Annotated in this window: 6 protein-coding genes; all 6 read left to right on the forward strand. The window is 69.6% G+C overall.

Annotation, left to right across the window (positions count from 1 at the left end; genetic code table 11):
* Positions 1-76: 76 nt before the first annotated feature.
* The 6 genes from V6D49_RS03415 (at position 77) to V6D49_RS03440 (ending at position 14,299) form a co-directional block, all read left to right on the forward strand.
* Positions 77-1,771, forward strand: a complete 1,695-nt coding sequence (locus V6D49_RS03415) for a PD-(D/E)XK nuclease family protein (RefSeq protein ID WP_340556982.1) — start codon at positions 77-79, stop codon at positions 1,769-1,771.
* Positions 1,764-2,963, forward strand: a complete 1,200-nt coding sequence (locus tag V6D49_RS03420) for a pPIWI_RE_Y domain-containing protein (RefSeq protein ID WP_340556984.1) — start codon at positions 1,764-1,766, stop codon at positions 2,961-2,963. Before V6D49_RS03415 ends, V6D49_RS03420 begins: the two co-directional genes overlap by 8 nt.
* The gene (locus V6D49_RS03425) at positions 2,956-6,627 is read left to right on the forward strand and encodes a pPIWI_RE_Z domain-containing protein (RefSeq protein ID WP_340556986.1); all 3,672 of its coding nucleotides are present in this window, start codon (positions 2,956-2,958) and stop codon (positions 6,625-6,627) included. The genes V6D49_RS03420 and V6D49_RS03425 overlap by 8 nt, the downstream gene beginning before the upstream one ends.
* A 40-nt stretch (positions 6,628-6,667) precedes the next feature.
* Positions 6,668-9,715, forward strand: coding sequence for a pPIWI_RE module domain-containing protein (locus tag V6D49_RS03430; RefSeq protein WP_340556988.1), 3,048 nt, complete (start codon positions 6,668-6,670; stop codon positions 9,713-9,715).
* Between the two features lie 128 nt (positions 9,716-9,843).
* Positions 9,844-12,018, forward strand: coding sequence for an ATP-dependent helicase (locus V6D49_RS03435; RefSeq protein ID WP_340556990.1), 2,175 nt, complete (start codon positions 9,844-9,846; stop codon positions 12,016-12,018).
* A gap of 511 nt (positions 12,019-12,529) precedes the next feature.
* A complete protein-coding gene (locus V6D49_RS03440) occupies positions 12,530-14,299 on the forward strand; it encodes an ATP-binding cassette domain-containing protein (protein ID WP_340563654.1) in 1,770 nt (589 codons plus the stop codon).
* Positions 14,300-14,316: the final 17 nt, after the last annotated feature.

A 14,316-nucleotide genomic window follows, 5' to 3' on the forward strand; every position in this document is an offset into this window, starting at 1 on the left:
GGGAGTGGCCATGCCCATCCCGTCCATGTCTCCCGGCCTCACCGGCGATTCCTCACTCATCCGAGTCAGTACCCGGATGGCCAGACCACAGCCCGACGGCTGCCCGGACCACCGCCGCACGGCCGTACGCCCTTTGCTCACGCCCTCCGCCGTCAGACGCCGGGCGCGTCCCCCTCTGGAGGACTTCGGGCTGGGCCCGCTCTTCGGCGCACTCGACCTCCTGGAACACGAGAACTGGTCCCTCGACCGCGTCCTCGACCGGCTGGAGACCTCGGACGGGGTGATAAGGGAGCGGGGGCGGCCCTGCCATCCCGGCTTGGTGCGCTGGACCATGGGGGCCTTGGAGAGGTACGTGGCGCAACGCGCCGCGCAACAGGAGGCGGCCGAGCGCGCCGGACTACCACCGACCTTCCCGGTCCGCTCCGCGTGGACCGTACGCACCGCACGGCGTGCCGAGCCCGACGCCCGGGGTGCCAGGCAGTACGAGCACACCGTGTGGGGCCGCCGGTACGCCTCGGCCGACGGACACGTCCGAGAACTGTGGCTGCCGTCCCTCGGCCGGGCCAAGTCGAGCAGGCCGGACGCCGAACTCGCGGCGGTGGCGTACGTGCTCACTCGCGGCGCCCCGGGCCGTACGACGCGCTACGGTGCTTTCCCCGCACCGGAGCCGACCCCCGACACCGATCTCCCCGAGCGCGTCCGCGTCATCGATTTCGGTTGCGCGGAAGGTGACGCACGCCTCCTGCTGGACTGCGACCGAGAGGAAGCGGAACGACGCTTCGCCACCTTCGCCGCCCCCGCCTTTCATGAGGCAGCCACCGGCATCGGCGCACGTCCGGGCACGGACTGTGTGGACTGCAAGGCGATCGACGCCTGCACATCGATACGCCGTACCCCGGCCTTGTGGGGAGGCCGGCCCGGAACCCAGACCGGGCGCAGGTCCCTCTCCGTCTCGGACCTGCGCGCACACGACCAGTGTCCGGCCCAGTACCACCTCACCCGCCAGCTGTGGCTGACGTCCCTCCAGGAGGAAGGCGAAGCCATCCGGCGAGGGCGTGCCGTGGACGCGTGGCTCAATGACCACCACGGGGCCACTCGGCGTCCGGTCCGCGGGTGCCACGACCTTCCCGGCCCGGCAGACCCCGCCAACTGGACCGGCGGCGACCATCACCTGGAGGGTGCTATCGCTCGAGAGGGCGCCGGCATGTTGGACGCGCACCGGGCGTGCTGTCCGCTCGACGGTCTCGGCGCGGACGAACAGGTCCTCGTCCAGCACCGCGTCGCTGTCTACGTGCCGGAGCTCGACGTTGTCGTCCTAGCCGTTCCGGACCTGTTGTATACGCGGTCCGGCGGCTGGGTCTGGCGCGAGACCAAGACGTCCTCCTCCGAGCTGTGGGAGGGCGAGTCTCTACTCCGCAGCTACCCACAACTGGCGCTGGCGGTACTCCTACTCAACGCCGGCGCCCTGGGGGCCGATCCCCGGCGTTCATGGGTGGAGTTCGAGCTGCTCCACCGCGGCGAGGCCACGCTGGAGCGCATCGACCCAAGCCGTCCAGATGTCGTCGCTGAAGCAGAAGGGGTCATTGCCGGGTTGGCCGGCCCGCTGCTGGAAGACACCACCTTTCCGTCACTGACGGGACGTCACTGTCACCACTGTGACGCTCGTCCGTGGTGTGGCCCGGGCACCGCCTTCGTCACCGAGCGACCAGTCGCTCAGCGGTCTGAGGTAGCAGTGTCCACGGGCCGCGACGACGGAGGTACCGATGCCTGATCTCTCCTCACCCTCTCAGGAAGGGCTCGACTGGTACACCCACGCTGACGTGCGACTGCTGCGGGACATCGCCACGGCCGTCGTCCGCCTGGAAGAGGTGACGCGGTTGGACTCCTTCGCCCTTCCCTACCCGGCACAGGCACAGCGGGCCCTGGACGCGTTGGTGCTGGTGTGCCTCCGCGACGGCGCCCGACCGCCCGCCGGTCTGCCGGACCTGCTGCGCTGGTGCAGGGCTCGGCCGTTGGGGAGCTGGCCCCTGGAGGCACTACCGGAGCTTCCCTTCGACGCAGGAGACCGGCTCATCGACGAAACGTCCGGCGAGCCGAGCCAGCTCTGCCACGAGCTGGCCGTGCCCGAACACGGCGACAGCACCGCCCGCCAGTACGACCGCATGGTCGTCCACGAAGCCATGCGCGCCTGCCGTGACGCCGCCTCGCCGGAGTCCTACACCGCGTTCCGCCGGCTGCTGGTGACCCGGCCGGTGCTCACCGAGGCGGACTGGCTGTCCGTGGCCGCCGACCTCTACCTCGAACCCGTGCGCGAGCTGGTGAACCTCGTCTACGCCTCGGTTCCCGACGGGTACTTGCGACAAGGCTCCTACACGCCGTGCGCACGCTGTCTGACGCTGCTCACTCCGCTCGCGGACGGCGGCTGGTGGTGCGAGCGGGATCAGTGCCGCCACTTGGGCCCGCCCCCGCCCGGGCCCGGGCTCCGTCCCGACACCTGCGGTGAAGTGCGTCATCTCGACAGGCCGCTGCGCCAGTTCGTCACCGGACCCGGCCGAGCCGAGGTGGCTCTCGAACGATCCCTGCGCAAGCTCGGGCTGGCCGTGGAGATGTGGCCCGGGTACGACGCCTACGACGTGCGGATCACCTTCCCCGACGGACACGTCTGGGCCGTGGACGTCAAGGACTGGGCCCATCCGGGACTGCTGGGCCGAAAGGCCGAAGCAGTACGTCCCGACCCTCCGTACGACGAGGCCTGCTGGGTGGTTCCGGCATTCCGTCTGCAGGCGCGGCGCGACTACCTGGAGACCTATGAACGCGAACGCGGCGACCGCGCGGGCGGGCTGCGGCTCCTGACCGACGTCCGCCTTCTCGCCGCAGCCCGAACACGGCTGGGCGGTGAGCGCGGCCCGAAGGCGCGCATCTCTCTTTCGTCCTACCCGGAGAACGGAGAGGGTCATGCGTGACCGGAGCAGTTGGTACCGGCCGGTGGTGGAGGCCCTGCGACCCTGGCCGGAAGCGCACGACGACACCAGACCGTCGCTGCTGTGCCAAGTGGAGCTGGGGCTCAGACTGCTGGAGACCCTGGATCCGCGCTGCGGTGCGGACGGGGTGTGGACGTTGCTCGGGGGATATCCCTTCGGTCAGGCAGCGGGGCTGGTGCGGAGCGACTCCCAGCACCTGGCGGTAGCAGCCGCTCGGCATCTGCTGTGGCCGATGCGCCGACGGCGGATGTGGGAACAGGCTTTGGAGACCTACCTGGAGCTGCCGGAACGCCTGCGCGGCTACCGTGTTCCGACCACCGGCGGTCCTGCCCGTCGGGTAGACCCACCGATCGCAGGGGCACGGTTTACCGTCTACGATGCCGCACTCGCGACGCTGCCCGACTTCGCCACCAGCTCGCTCCCCCTGGCCGGCACGGGATCCTACCGCTTCATGGACGGCCGTCGACACGCGTCCGTATCCATCCCCGAGTCCCTGGTCCGAGAACCGACGGCGGGACACGATCTGGCGGCAGGCCGGCCTGGTGACTCCACACCGATCGATGTGTCGATGGATGAACTCGCCGATACTGCGGAGTGGATGGACGCCGAGGAGCAGCGGCTCGGGCTCCGGGCCGGCAACTGGGCGGAGCGCCTCACGGATCTCCATCTCGACACGCGTTCCCCGGGCGGCAGCGACTTCGTCCCCGCTTCCCGGCTGCGGCTGGACGAGCTCACCCACCTGGTGGGTATGGTCGGCGCCGGTAAGTCCACATTGATGAGCCTTCTGGCGGTCTGGGCGCACCAGCGCGGCCTGCGGACCACGCTGGTCGTCGGGGACGTCGCGGAACAGATCGCCTTGACCGAACTCTTCCGCGGCCTCGGCCTGTCCGCCGCCGTGGTCCAAGGCGGCACCACACGGGAGCAGCACACCCAGCGGCTGCACCGTCGGCTCGCGGCCCGTGGTGCACGATCCCTGCTGCTCCACACCGACCGTGCGTTCGACCATCTGAGCACCACGTGCCCTCTGGACGCCCTGCGCGGCCTGGACGCGGCCGCTCCGCTACGCTACGCCGACGCGCCCTGCGGAGCCCTGCACCCGGTCCGTCACACCGCGCCCCCCGAGGAGCCGTCCGGCCCGGACGACCGGCTGGAACACCTGCGCGCCCTTCGCCGGACCGAGTCACCTCCTTCGGACCGCCCGTCGGAAGCTCCCGACGAACTTCGGGACGCGCACACGTGCCCCCTGTGGTCGTCCTGTCCACGCCATTTCGCCGCTCGCTCCCTGGTCGATGCGCTGATCTGGGTGGCGAATCCGGCCAGTCTGGTGCAGACGGCCGTACCACGTCAGCTCAGCGCCGAACGACTGCGCTACTTGGAACTGGCCTGCCTACGCAGCGACATCGTGATCGTGGACGAGGCGGACCGCGTACAGATGCAGCTGGACCAGATGTTCGCGCCATCGGCGACGCTGGTGACGCGTGGACCGGAGTCGTGGCTCGACCAGCTCCAGACCCACGAGATCGCCGAACTGGCACGGCAGGGCAGGCTGCCCCTCTCCGACCGTGACGTGGAGCGCTGGTCCTCCGCACTCGATGTCGTCGGTCAGGCCACCGACCGTTTGTACGCACGGCTGATCAAGAATGAGGATCTGCGTTCCTGGGCCCAGATCGACTACTTCAGTGCCTGGACGTTGCAGGAGCGGCTGCTCCACGAGTGGTACCCGCCCCTTGCCGCTCCGACCGAGGAGACCCTGGAGAACGAAGCGGAACTGTACGAAGGCGAGGGGGGGCTGCGTGCGGCCCGCACCTCCGGGGAGGAACCGGACGGGCAACGCCTGAGCCCTGCCGGAGATCCCCACGCCGAACGCCGTGAGGTGGTCACCCGGGTGCTGGACGCCTTCCGTGACGATCCGCTCGGCGACCGCGGGCCCTACGGCACGGACACCGATGCCCTGACGCGCCTGGCCCACGACCTGCTGCACACCCTCGACGAGAAGAGCACCCGGCGCAGGGTCCGGACCGTGCTGGAAGTCCTGCTGAAGGAAGCACCCTGCGTCAAGGAGGGGAGCGCATCCGGTGATAAGTGGCTTGAGCAAGCCGCAGAACGCTTGGAGTTCGTGATCATCCTGGCCGTGCTGCATCAGCGGCTGGATCGCGTCACCTTCCTGTGGCCGCAGGTTGAGGCGGCACTCCACCTGGACACCGGCGGCAACGACCTCACTCGTCGCCCGCCGCTCGACTACGCCCCGCTGGTGCCCGAAACGCCTATGGGGAACGTACTGGGTTTCCAGTACCTCCCCGACGACCGCGAGCGGCGCCGGGACTCCGAAGGGCGCTGCACCGGCACTCTGCGGTTCTTTCGCTGCGCCGGGGTCGGCCGGGAGCTCCTGCTCTCCCTCCACCGGCTGGGGGCACAGCCGGAACACGGCCGGGGCGGCCCCCAGGTGCTGCTGATGTCCGGCACCAGCTGGGCAGGAACGTCCACCCGGGCGCATGTCCTCGCTCCGGTTCGCGCCGTCCTCCGTCCGGGGACGAAGGCACTTCGGGCCATCAGCGAGACGCACTTCCGAACGCATTTCCTCTACGACACCGCAGGTCGGCCCATCAGGCTTTCCGGCCAGCACCCGGACCGTCGCGCCGATGTGCTGCGCTCCATGGTGCTGGGGCTGGCCCGCGACGGCCGCGGCGGTGAGCCGGGGCCCCTGCGCCAGGAGCTCGGCCGCATCGCGGACGAACGCCGACGGCGCGCCCTGTTGCTGGTGGGAAGCTACCGTGAGGCCACAGTCGCCGCCCATCTGCTGGACGAGATCCCGCGCTGGCACGGCCGGGTACGGGTCCTGACCGCCGATGACGCCGAGCTGGACGCGGCCGTCGCGGGAGACCCGGCGCGCGGCGACGGACGCGGCCGTGCGGGCGCCGTCCGCAGAGGCGACCTGGCCACGTTCGCGGACGATCCGGACGCGGAACTGCTGGTGGCTCCGCTGCTGGCCATCGAACGGGGACACAACATCCTCACCGTGCCGCAACGCCCCGGCGAGGAACGTGTGGCCGCCTTCGGCACCGTCTTCTTCCTCGCCCGCCCGCATCCCCGACCGGACGACCTGTCGCTCACGGTCTTCGCCGTGAACGACTGGGCGGCACGCTTCGTCCGGGACCAACACCGGGACAGCAGAAGCGGGCAGCAAGGCGGATTCACCGAGCTCGTCTCGGCGGCCCCGGATCTCAATCAGGCCGGCGCCACGTTCCGTACCACCGCTCGAGGGGTGTGGCGGCATCTCCTGTCCCGACCGTACGTCTACTCCGCTCTGTCGGAGAGTGAGAAGGAGTCGTTCGCCTGGGATCAGCTCGTCACCATCTGGCAAGTGATCGGACGGCTCGTGCGAGGCGGTGTTCCGGCCCGCGTCGTCTTCGTGGACGCGGCCTTCGCCCCCGCGCTGGCAGCCGCCTGGGCACCGCGTCCCCTGGTCGAGCCACCACGCTGGCTGCGGGATCCCGGCCTGCTCGTGCGGCTGCGAGACGTACTCGCGCCGTACTTCGACCAAGGGGCCGATCCCTGCACTTTCACGGACCCGACCGATCCGGCGCTCGTCCGGAAGCTCTATCAGCCGCTCTACCAGGCCCTGTGCCGCCTCGGCACCGACGACTGAATCGATCAGACCACCGACAGAATCCGCTGAACGGAGCACCATGCCGAGCTACACCCATCTCCGGCGTGCCGCCTACCTCCAGGACCCCGACGCGTCGCCCTGGACCGCGTCGTACCACGCTCTACCGTTTCCCGAGCACTGGCATGAGGGCCTCCTCGCCCTGTGCAACGTCGGACGGGACGAAGAGAGAAGGCTGCGCACGGTCCCGACCCGACGTCTCGACGGAGTACTACAAACGCTGGCTCCCGATCTGATCGTGCGTCCTCGCAGCCGTCCGCCCCTCGGCGAACGGACCACTCCCCCCCAAGACGCCTGGCTGTACGTTCCTTCCGAGGCACCGCCTCCGCTGCCCGCGCCCGCGTTGAGTCGGCTGCTGGATGCCTGGTTGCCCACGCTCGGCCCCAGGGACGGCGGATTCGGGCACAAGTTCCGTCGTCTGATGCTCGCGACCAGCGCCGAACTGAAGAAGAGCCTGCCGACCTGGCATGCGGTCGGCGAGGTCAAGCTGCTCGTTACTCCGGCCAGCGACGGTGGCACCGCAGTGCCTGAGGGTCGGCAGTTCCAGCTCGCCACCGATGCGCTGGCCCGCCGCATCCTCGCACTCGACCCCTACGAGTTCGACGGTGGCACGCTGCGCTTCCGCGCGGTGCCACGGGGGCCGCGGGATCAAGGCGCCGAGCTGATGTCCCAGCCGCTGTGCCGCACCGTCAAGCGAAGGGAGTGGTGGTTCTCCGTCGTCCTCAACATCTCGCTGCACACCGTGCCTTTCGACCCGCAACCCCGCCTGCACCTGCACTGGAGTGTGCGACGTTGGGCAACCCACCCCCGCCGCGACACCGGCAGGCTCGATCTGCCCTTCACACAAGCGACCTCCGTCCATCTGCGCCCGAACATCCCCTGGCTACCCGGTGCACCGACGAGCGACCGGTACGCCGTAGCCCGGCTGGTGAGGGATCACCGCTCCGGCTCCTTCACCTGGATGCACAACGACCCCGCCGGCATCCTGCGCGCCCTCACGCTGGGAGACCGTTTCCCCGCTGTCGACGCGCTGCTGTCCGACCCCGTCACCTGGATCGACGAGGGTGGGCCCGGCGTACGTGCGGCCGTAACACACAGCAACCGCATGAGCGCCACCCATGAGATCGGCCGTGGCTTCATGCCTCATCAGCGGTCCCAACTGACGGCGTGGGCTGAGCAGGCGCTGCCGGAGGGCGTGCGGCGGGCCCCCGACCTGGTACGGGCGGCACGGGGCGCCGGTGCTCCCGCCAATCGGCGGCCCAAGCCGAAGGGGGATGAGGCGAAGCAGCGGGAAGGAGAGCGCACGGCTCACCAGCGGCGTGCCGCACTGGCCGCCGTTCGATCGGCCGACGGCAGAAGGCCCGAGGTGGAGTTCCGGCTCCTGTGGCAGACCCACGAGTTGCGTCACCAGGCCGTGGCCGCCTTCGCTGACGTGCTCGGTCTTCCCGAGCGTCCGCAGGCGTCCAACCGTTCCGGCCTCACCGACCAGACCTTCGACGAGGCCAGGCCGGGATCATCCGTGGATCTGGAGTGGCACACTCCCGAACTGCTGCTCCGGCTGCGCTGTCTGCCGTTGAACGGCGGGCTGGGAGAGAGACTGGAGCTTGACGACAGCATCCGCGGCAAGGGGGCTCGGATCGCGGAGGCGATCACCACCCGACGGCGCGACGTATGCACCCGGCTCAAGGAGGACGGTGCCGCCCCGGAGCAGCCCGCCCTCGCCCTCGTGGAGATCGCCCATCGCAGCGCCTTCCGAGCCTCCGGGACTGACCCCAAGTTCGCGCTCCGGCTTGGCTGCGCGGACGCGGGGGTACTGACACAGTTCGCCGCAACGCCTACCGCCGAGCGAGGAGCCCGGAACGAGGGAAGCCTGGAGCACCGGGTGCGTAACGCCTGGCTCGACGGGATCCGGCAGCTCGGTGTGCGGGTGCTGCCCGAACATACACGTACCGAAGCGCTACCCGACGATCTGCGATACGCCGCCCTGTGGATGGTCAAACGACGCAAGGACGGGCCTACTCGGCTGCCACTCCATCAGCCTGTCGCTGTCCTCATGACCCCACTTCCAGGTGCTGCGGGGTTGGCTCGGATCCAAGGCTGGGACGATGAGCGGGGCGACTGGGTTCCGTATCCGGACTTCCTGCTCGGGCTGGTGAAGAAGGCAGAGGTCAGCGCCGACGCTTTCCACGAGCCGACGCCTCGCCTTCCGGGCCCGCGTTCTGGAGAGGGCTCCGAGTCGTCGCCGGTCCACGTCACCTCTCCAGCGTGGCGTGGCAATCTCGAGGAGCAGCGACGCCGGACGGCAAGGTTCCTCCAGCGGTTGCTGCACTCCCTGCGCGGGCGGCCTACGGTCCTCATCACCCATGCGCAGAACAGCAGACTGCACTGGCCCTGGCTCCAGGATGGTCGAGTAATCCGGGATCTGTTGAAAGACGGGCACGCGCCGGCACGCCGGATCGACGAGCAACTGCGACTGGTTCGGGTAAGAGGAGGCTCGGGCAGGGAGACAGCCCAGTGGTGGGGCGTGGCCGAAGGACCGGATCAGGCCAGCGGGCAGCCGGCAGGGTTCTGGTCCCTCCCGGTGCAAGAGGGCTGTAGGCGAACGCTCGGCGAGCGGGTCTTCTACAGCGCTACGAGCCGACCGCAGACGCAACCCGTCTCCCCCTCGCTGGACCGCCTGGCCATTCGAGTCAACGCACAGGGCACACCGACTTCCCAAGCCGGTACCGATGCCTGCAACCCCGCGCTGACGGAGATCACGGTGCTCGCCTGTCATCCTGACGACAACAGCGAGGACCGCCAAGACGATCCACTCGATTTCGCGCTGGCGATGCATCAGCTACGCCAGGCGCCGGACTACCCGGACGCCCTCTCACTGCCCTTGCCGCTGCATCTGGCCGGTCAGGCTCAGGCTTACGTGCTGCCTATGGCGGAGGCCGAGGAGTCCGAGGAGGCGGACCTGGAAGGCCGCGCGCACGCAGATGGGAGAACGGAAGGGGACCTTGACCCCGACCTCACCGAGCCCCCTTCGCCCGATGCGGCGCCCGAACCCCAACTCTCGCTTTTCTGAGCACCTCACCTCCGAGTCCGGGCGGATGCCGGAAAGCCGCACGCATTCCGGCATCCGGGCCAGGTCACGTCAGCATGATCCCTAGACTGGTCGCCGGACCGCACACATCGCATCGCCCGCGGGGAGACATGCCAAAACTGGCCATCTCGGAGGAGTTCTTCGAGGAGTACGCGCGCCTGGAGAAGCACGTGCGCAGCGGCGTACGCGACGCTGTCCGCACCTTCCAGCAACTCACGATCGCACAATTGTACGGAAAGAAGGGGTTGCACCTCGAACAGCTGGCGCACGCTCGCGATCCGCGCATTCGCACGATTCGCATCACCAAGTCCTACCGGGGTGTCGTACTGGCACCGGACGACGGAAGCCATACCTTCCTCCTGATCCGAGTAGCACCGCATGACGAGGCGATCACCTGGGCTCAGAAGCGGGCCTACTCGGTCAACGCGGCCACGGGCGCCTTGGAGGTACGGAACGTCGAAGCACTGGAAGCAGTGGAACCGTTCTTCGCGGACAAGGCGAACACCGAGCCGAGCCGGCTCTTCGCGACGCATTCCGACTCCGTGCTGCGCGACCTCGGACTTGACGACCAGATGCTCAGATTGGCGCGTCTCTGCACAGACCGGGACGACCTACGCATGATCACTCCGCCGCTGATGCCGGCGGACCAGTTCGAGGTTCTGGAATTCCTGGCTGAGGGCTTCACTCCCGAGGAGGTCTGGGAACAGCTGATCACCGTGCGTCGGCCGGCGAGCCGCTCCACCGACAAGCGCGCACCCGTGGGTATCGGTGAGGCGATTCGCAACACTCCCAACCGCATCGTGGAAGTGGCAGGCGCCGACGAGCTGGAGCGCGTACTCGCCGACGACTTCGCCCGGTGGCGCGTCTTCCTGCACCCGACTCAGCGGCGAGTCGCCTATCACCCCGGCTACAGGGGCCCCGCACAGGTGACCGGCGGACCCGGCACCGGCAAGACGGTCGCGGCGCTGCACAGGGTGCGGCACCTGCTACTCGCGAACCGTGACAGTGACGCACGGGTCCTCCTGACCACGTTCACCAACGCCATGGCCGACGCACTACGGGAGAACCTCGGGTTGCTCCTCGGCGAGGCCGATCGCCACCTGCTCACCCGCGTCGACATCACCACCGTCGACTCGCTCGCTTCCCGCGTCATCCGCGAAGCTCACGGCGCGGTACCGAAGGCACTTTCCGGTCCCGCCGAGAAGAGCATGTGGACGACCATACGCTCGCGCCACGGGCTCGGATGGTCCGAGCAGTTCCTTTCCCAGGAGTTCCGGCACGTGCTCCTGGCTCAAGAGCTGAGGACCCCCGAGGAGTATCTACGCTGCACTCGGCGCGGGCGTGGAACTCCGGTAGGACCTGTCCAGCGGGCTCAGCTATGGCGAGCGATGGAGGACTTCGCTACCACCGTCGACTCCCGCGGGACAGCGACGTACACCCAGCTGTGCGCCCGCGCCGCGCGCATTCTGCGGGGGCGGACTCCCCGGTACCGGCATGTCGTGGTGGACGAGGCCCAGGACCTGCACCCGGCACAGTGGAGGGTCCTGCGCGCCTGTGTCGCACCCGGAGCCGACGACATGTTCCTCGTCGGCGACCCCCATCAACGGATCTATGACTCACGGGTGTCTCTGAAGTCTTTGGGAATCCCGATCACCGGCCGGTCCGCCCGCCTGCGGCTCAACTACCGCAGCACAGAGGAAATTTTGACCTGGGCGCTGTCTCTTTTGGACGGACAGCAGGTCTTCCGGTTGGGTCAGGACGACGAGGAAGGTGATCTCGACACGCTCGCCGGTTACCGCTCGGAGCTGCACGGCCGCATGCCGGTCGCCCGGGGGTGGAGGACGCAGGAGGAGGAGCTTGCGGGCTTGGCGGAGCAGGTCCGGGCCTGGATCGACGTCGACGGTGTGCGGCCGTCAGAGATCGCCGTGTGCGCACGCTTCAACGCCGTGGTCGATGCGGTCATCGCCGGGCTGAAGCGGGCGGGCGTCCCCGCCGTTGGCGTGAGGAAAGCCCCCGGCCCGGAAGTAGGGGGCGTGCGCGTGGCGAGCATGTACGCGATGAAGGGGCTCGAGTTCCGCTGCGTTGCCGTGGTCGGTGTCAACGCGGGCGTGCTGCCGTTTCCGCCTAAGATCACGCCCTCCGAGGTGGATCCCGTACAGCATAAGTCCGACCTGCTCGCCGAACACTGCCTGCTCTTCGTGGCCTGCACCCGAGCGAGAGACGCACTGGCCGTTTCCTGGAGCGGTGAGCGGAGCCGCCTCCTCAACGCGGCGGTCGAGGGCTGACGGCGCCCATCAGGCCCTGGCGATAGTGACGCCCGTCAGCGACACGATCGAGAGGTGTCGTCCGAGGCGCTCCGTTCGGCCGGTGCCCCTTCAGGGTTGGGTCAGCGTTGGACAAGAAGTAGGCGCGGAAATACGCCAGCCGTCGCCACTTCCAGCAGGGGCCGCAACGGTGGGGCCCGAGCGCCCGCACAACGTAGTCCACAGCGGGTAGACGTGTTCTGGCCATCGTGGGTGGCTGCGGGGGCGTTGCGGGGGTGGGGTGGGTGGTGGGTGCAGGAGTCGACACGCGTGGGGTTTCGGGGTTCGGAGGCTGACCGAAACACATCAGTTCGATATCCCGGGCCGGGTCGTTGAGCCCCTCGACCGCGCTGGACGACCGTCAGGGGTGACGACGTTGACCTCGACCGCTGTGCACAAGAAGCCGGAAGCCGTACCTCCGCCGCCCCCGGCGGAGATCACCTACACCGGGCAGTACTCCGTCAATCCGCTCGCCGAGGTCTCCTTCCGGCGGATGTGCGCGCAGATCCCGGCCGTGTTGGGCCGGATCGGCCGGCTGGCGTGGCGCACGGACCGGCGGGCCGTGCAGTTCCTGCTCGGCTGCCAGGTCGTGACGGGCGTCTCCGCGGCCGTCCTGCTCACCGCGACCGCCCGTGCCATGGGGCCGCTGCTCGGGGGTGGTTCGGCAGGCGAGCGGTTGCACGGGGCGCTGCCCGCGCTGCTGGTGGTGGCGCTTGCCGCCGCGCTGGGCCGGGGGGCGGGGGCGGTGGCCACCTACGCCGAGCGACGCATCACGCCCCGGCTCATCACCGAGACGGACAGCGCGCTGGTCGAGGCGGTGTGCCGGGTGGAGGCCGCCGCCTACGCGGAGGACGGGTTCGTGGACCGTCAGGAGGCGGCCGAGATGGGAGTGATCCGTGCGCAGTTCATGGTGGCCGACGCGCAGCGGTTCAGCTCCGCGCTGATCCGCATGATCACGGCGGCCGGGGTCCTGTCGGTGCTCAACGTGCTGATGCTGCCGCTGCTCCTGCTGGCGGTGCTCCCGGCCGGTGTCGGCGCCGTCCTGACCGCGAGGGTGGACTACGAGATCCACTACGCCAACGTCGCCGACCGCAACGTACGCGGCATGATGCGCTGGTGGGCCACCACGTCGAAGTACGCCGACGAGGTCCGCGCCAACTCGATGACCGACTACCTGGTGTTCTGGTACCGGTCCCTGTCCGACCGCTGCGACCGGCGGACGCTGGCCGGCACGCCCCGGACGTTGCGCATCGCGCTGCTGTCCTCACTGGCCGGTGGGGTCTTCCTCGTCGCCGCATGGGGCGCCCTGGGCTGGCTGGCCGTGACGGGCCGGGTCGATCTGGCCGTCGCCGCCACCGCTGTCATCGCCGTGCAGACCACTCTGGCCGCGCTCTCCGGGGTGGTCGTCAGCGGGGCGGCCGTCTTCCACACCAGCCTGTACCTGAGCGACATGCAGGCCTTCCTCGACGACGCCGTGGCGCGGGCTCCGCGACGCGGCCGGGCCGCCCTCACCGGCCCGGCGGAGGAGATCCGGTTGGAGGAGGTCGTCTACCGCTATCCCGGAAAGGACCGGCCCGCCGTGGACGGCGTCTCCCTCACCCTCCGGCGCGGACAGATCCTCGCGATCGTCGGGGCGAACGGCTCGGGCAAGTCGACGCTCACCCGGCTGCTCACCGGGATCTACCTGCCCGACCGGGGCAGGGTCACCTGGAACGGCACCGACCTCGCCGAGGTGGGCCCGGCGACGGTGTGGGCGCGCACCGGCCTGGTGCCGCAGATCTTCGCCCAGTGGCCCCTGCGGGTGCGGGAGAACGTCACCCTCGGTCAGCCCAGGACGCACGACGACGGGCCGGTGTGGGAGGCCGTCGACGCGGCCGGGCTGCGGGAGGCCGTCGAGGAGCTGCCGGCCGGCCTGGACACCCTCCTGGCCCGCGACGTCTTCGGCGGGTCGGAGTTCTCCGGGGGCCAGTGGCAGCGCGTCGCCTGTGCCCGGGCGCTGTACCGACGGCCGGAGCTGCTGATCCTGGACGAGCCCACCTCCCAGATGGACCCACGCGGCGAGCACCGGATCTTCGAGCGGATCAAGGCCGTCGCCGCCGACCGCATCACCATCGTGGTCACCCACCGGCTGGAGAACACCCGGCTCGCGGACCACGTCGTCGTGATGGAGCACGGCCGCATCACCGAGCAGGGGCACTACGAGGATCTCGTCCGTGCCGACGGGACGTTCGCCGAGCTGCTGGCCCTCTCGCGGGACCGCTGACGGCCCCCGGTACACGG

It is taken from the genome of Streptomyces sp. GSL17-111 (genome assembly GCF_037911585.1).
GTDB lineage: Bacteria > Actinomycetota > Actinomycetes > Streptomycetales > Streptomycetaceae > Streptomyces.

Bases quoted from the DNA above. Each gene is read 5' to 3' on its own strand.
- V6D49_RS03415 (WP_340556982.1), top strand. From the start codon at position 77: ATGGCCAGACCACAGCCCGACGGCTGCCCGGACCACCGCCGCACGGCC.
- V6D49_RS03420 (WP_340556984.1), top strand. From the start codon at position 1,764: ATGCCTGATCTCTCCTCACCCTCTCAGGAAGGGCTCGACTGGTACACC.
- V6D49_RS03425 (WP_340556986.1), top strand. From the start codon at position 2,956: ATGCGTGACCGGAGCAGTTGGTACCGGCCGGTGGTGGAGGCCCTGCGA.
- V6D49_RS03430 (WP_340556988.1), top strand. From the start codon at position 6,668: ATGCCGAGCTACACCCATCTCCGGCGTGCCGCCTACCTCCAGGACCCC.
- V6D49_RS03435 (WP_340556990.1), top strand. From the start codon at position 9,844: ATGCCAAAACTGGCCATCTCGGAGGAGTTCTTCGAGGAGTACGCGCGC.
- V6D49_RS03440 (WP_340563654.1), top strand. From the start codon at position 12,530: ATGTGCGCGCAGATCCCGGCCGTGTTGGGCCGGATCGGCCGGCTGGCG.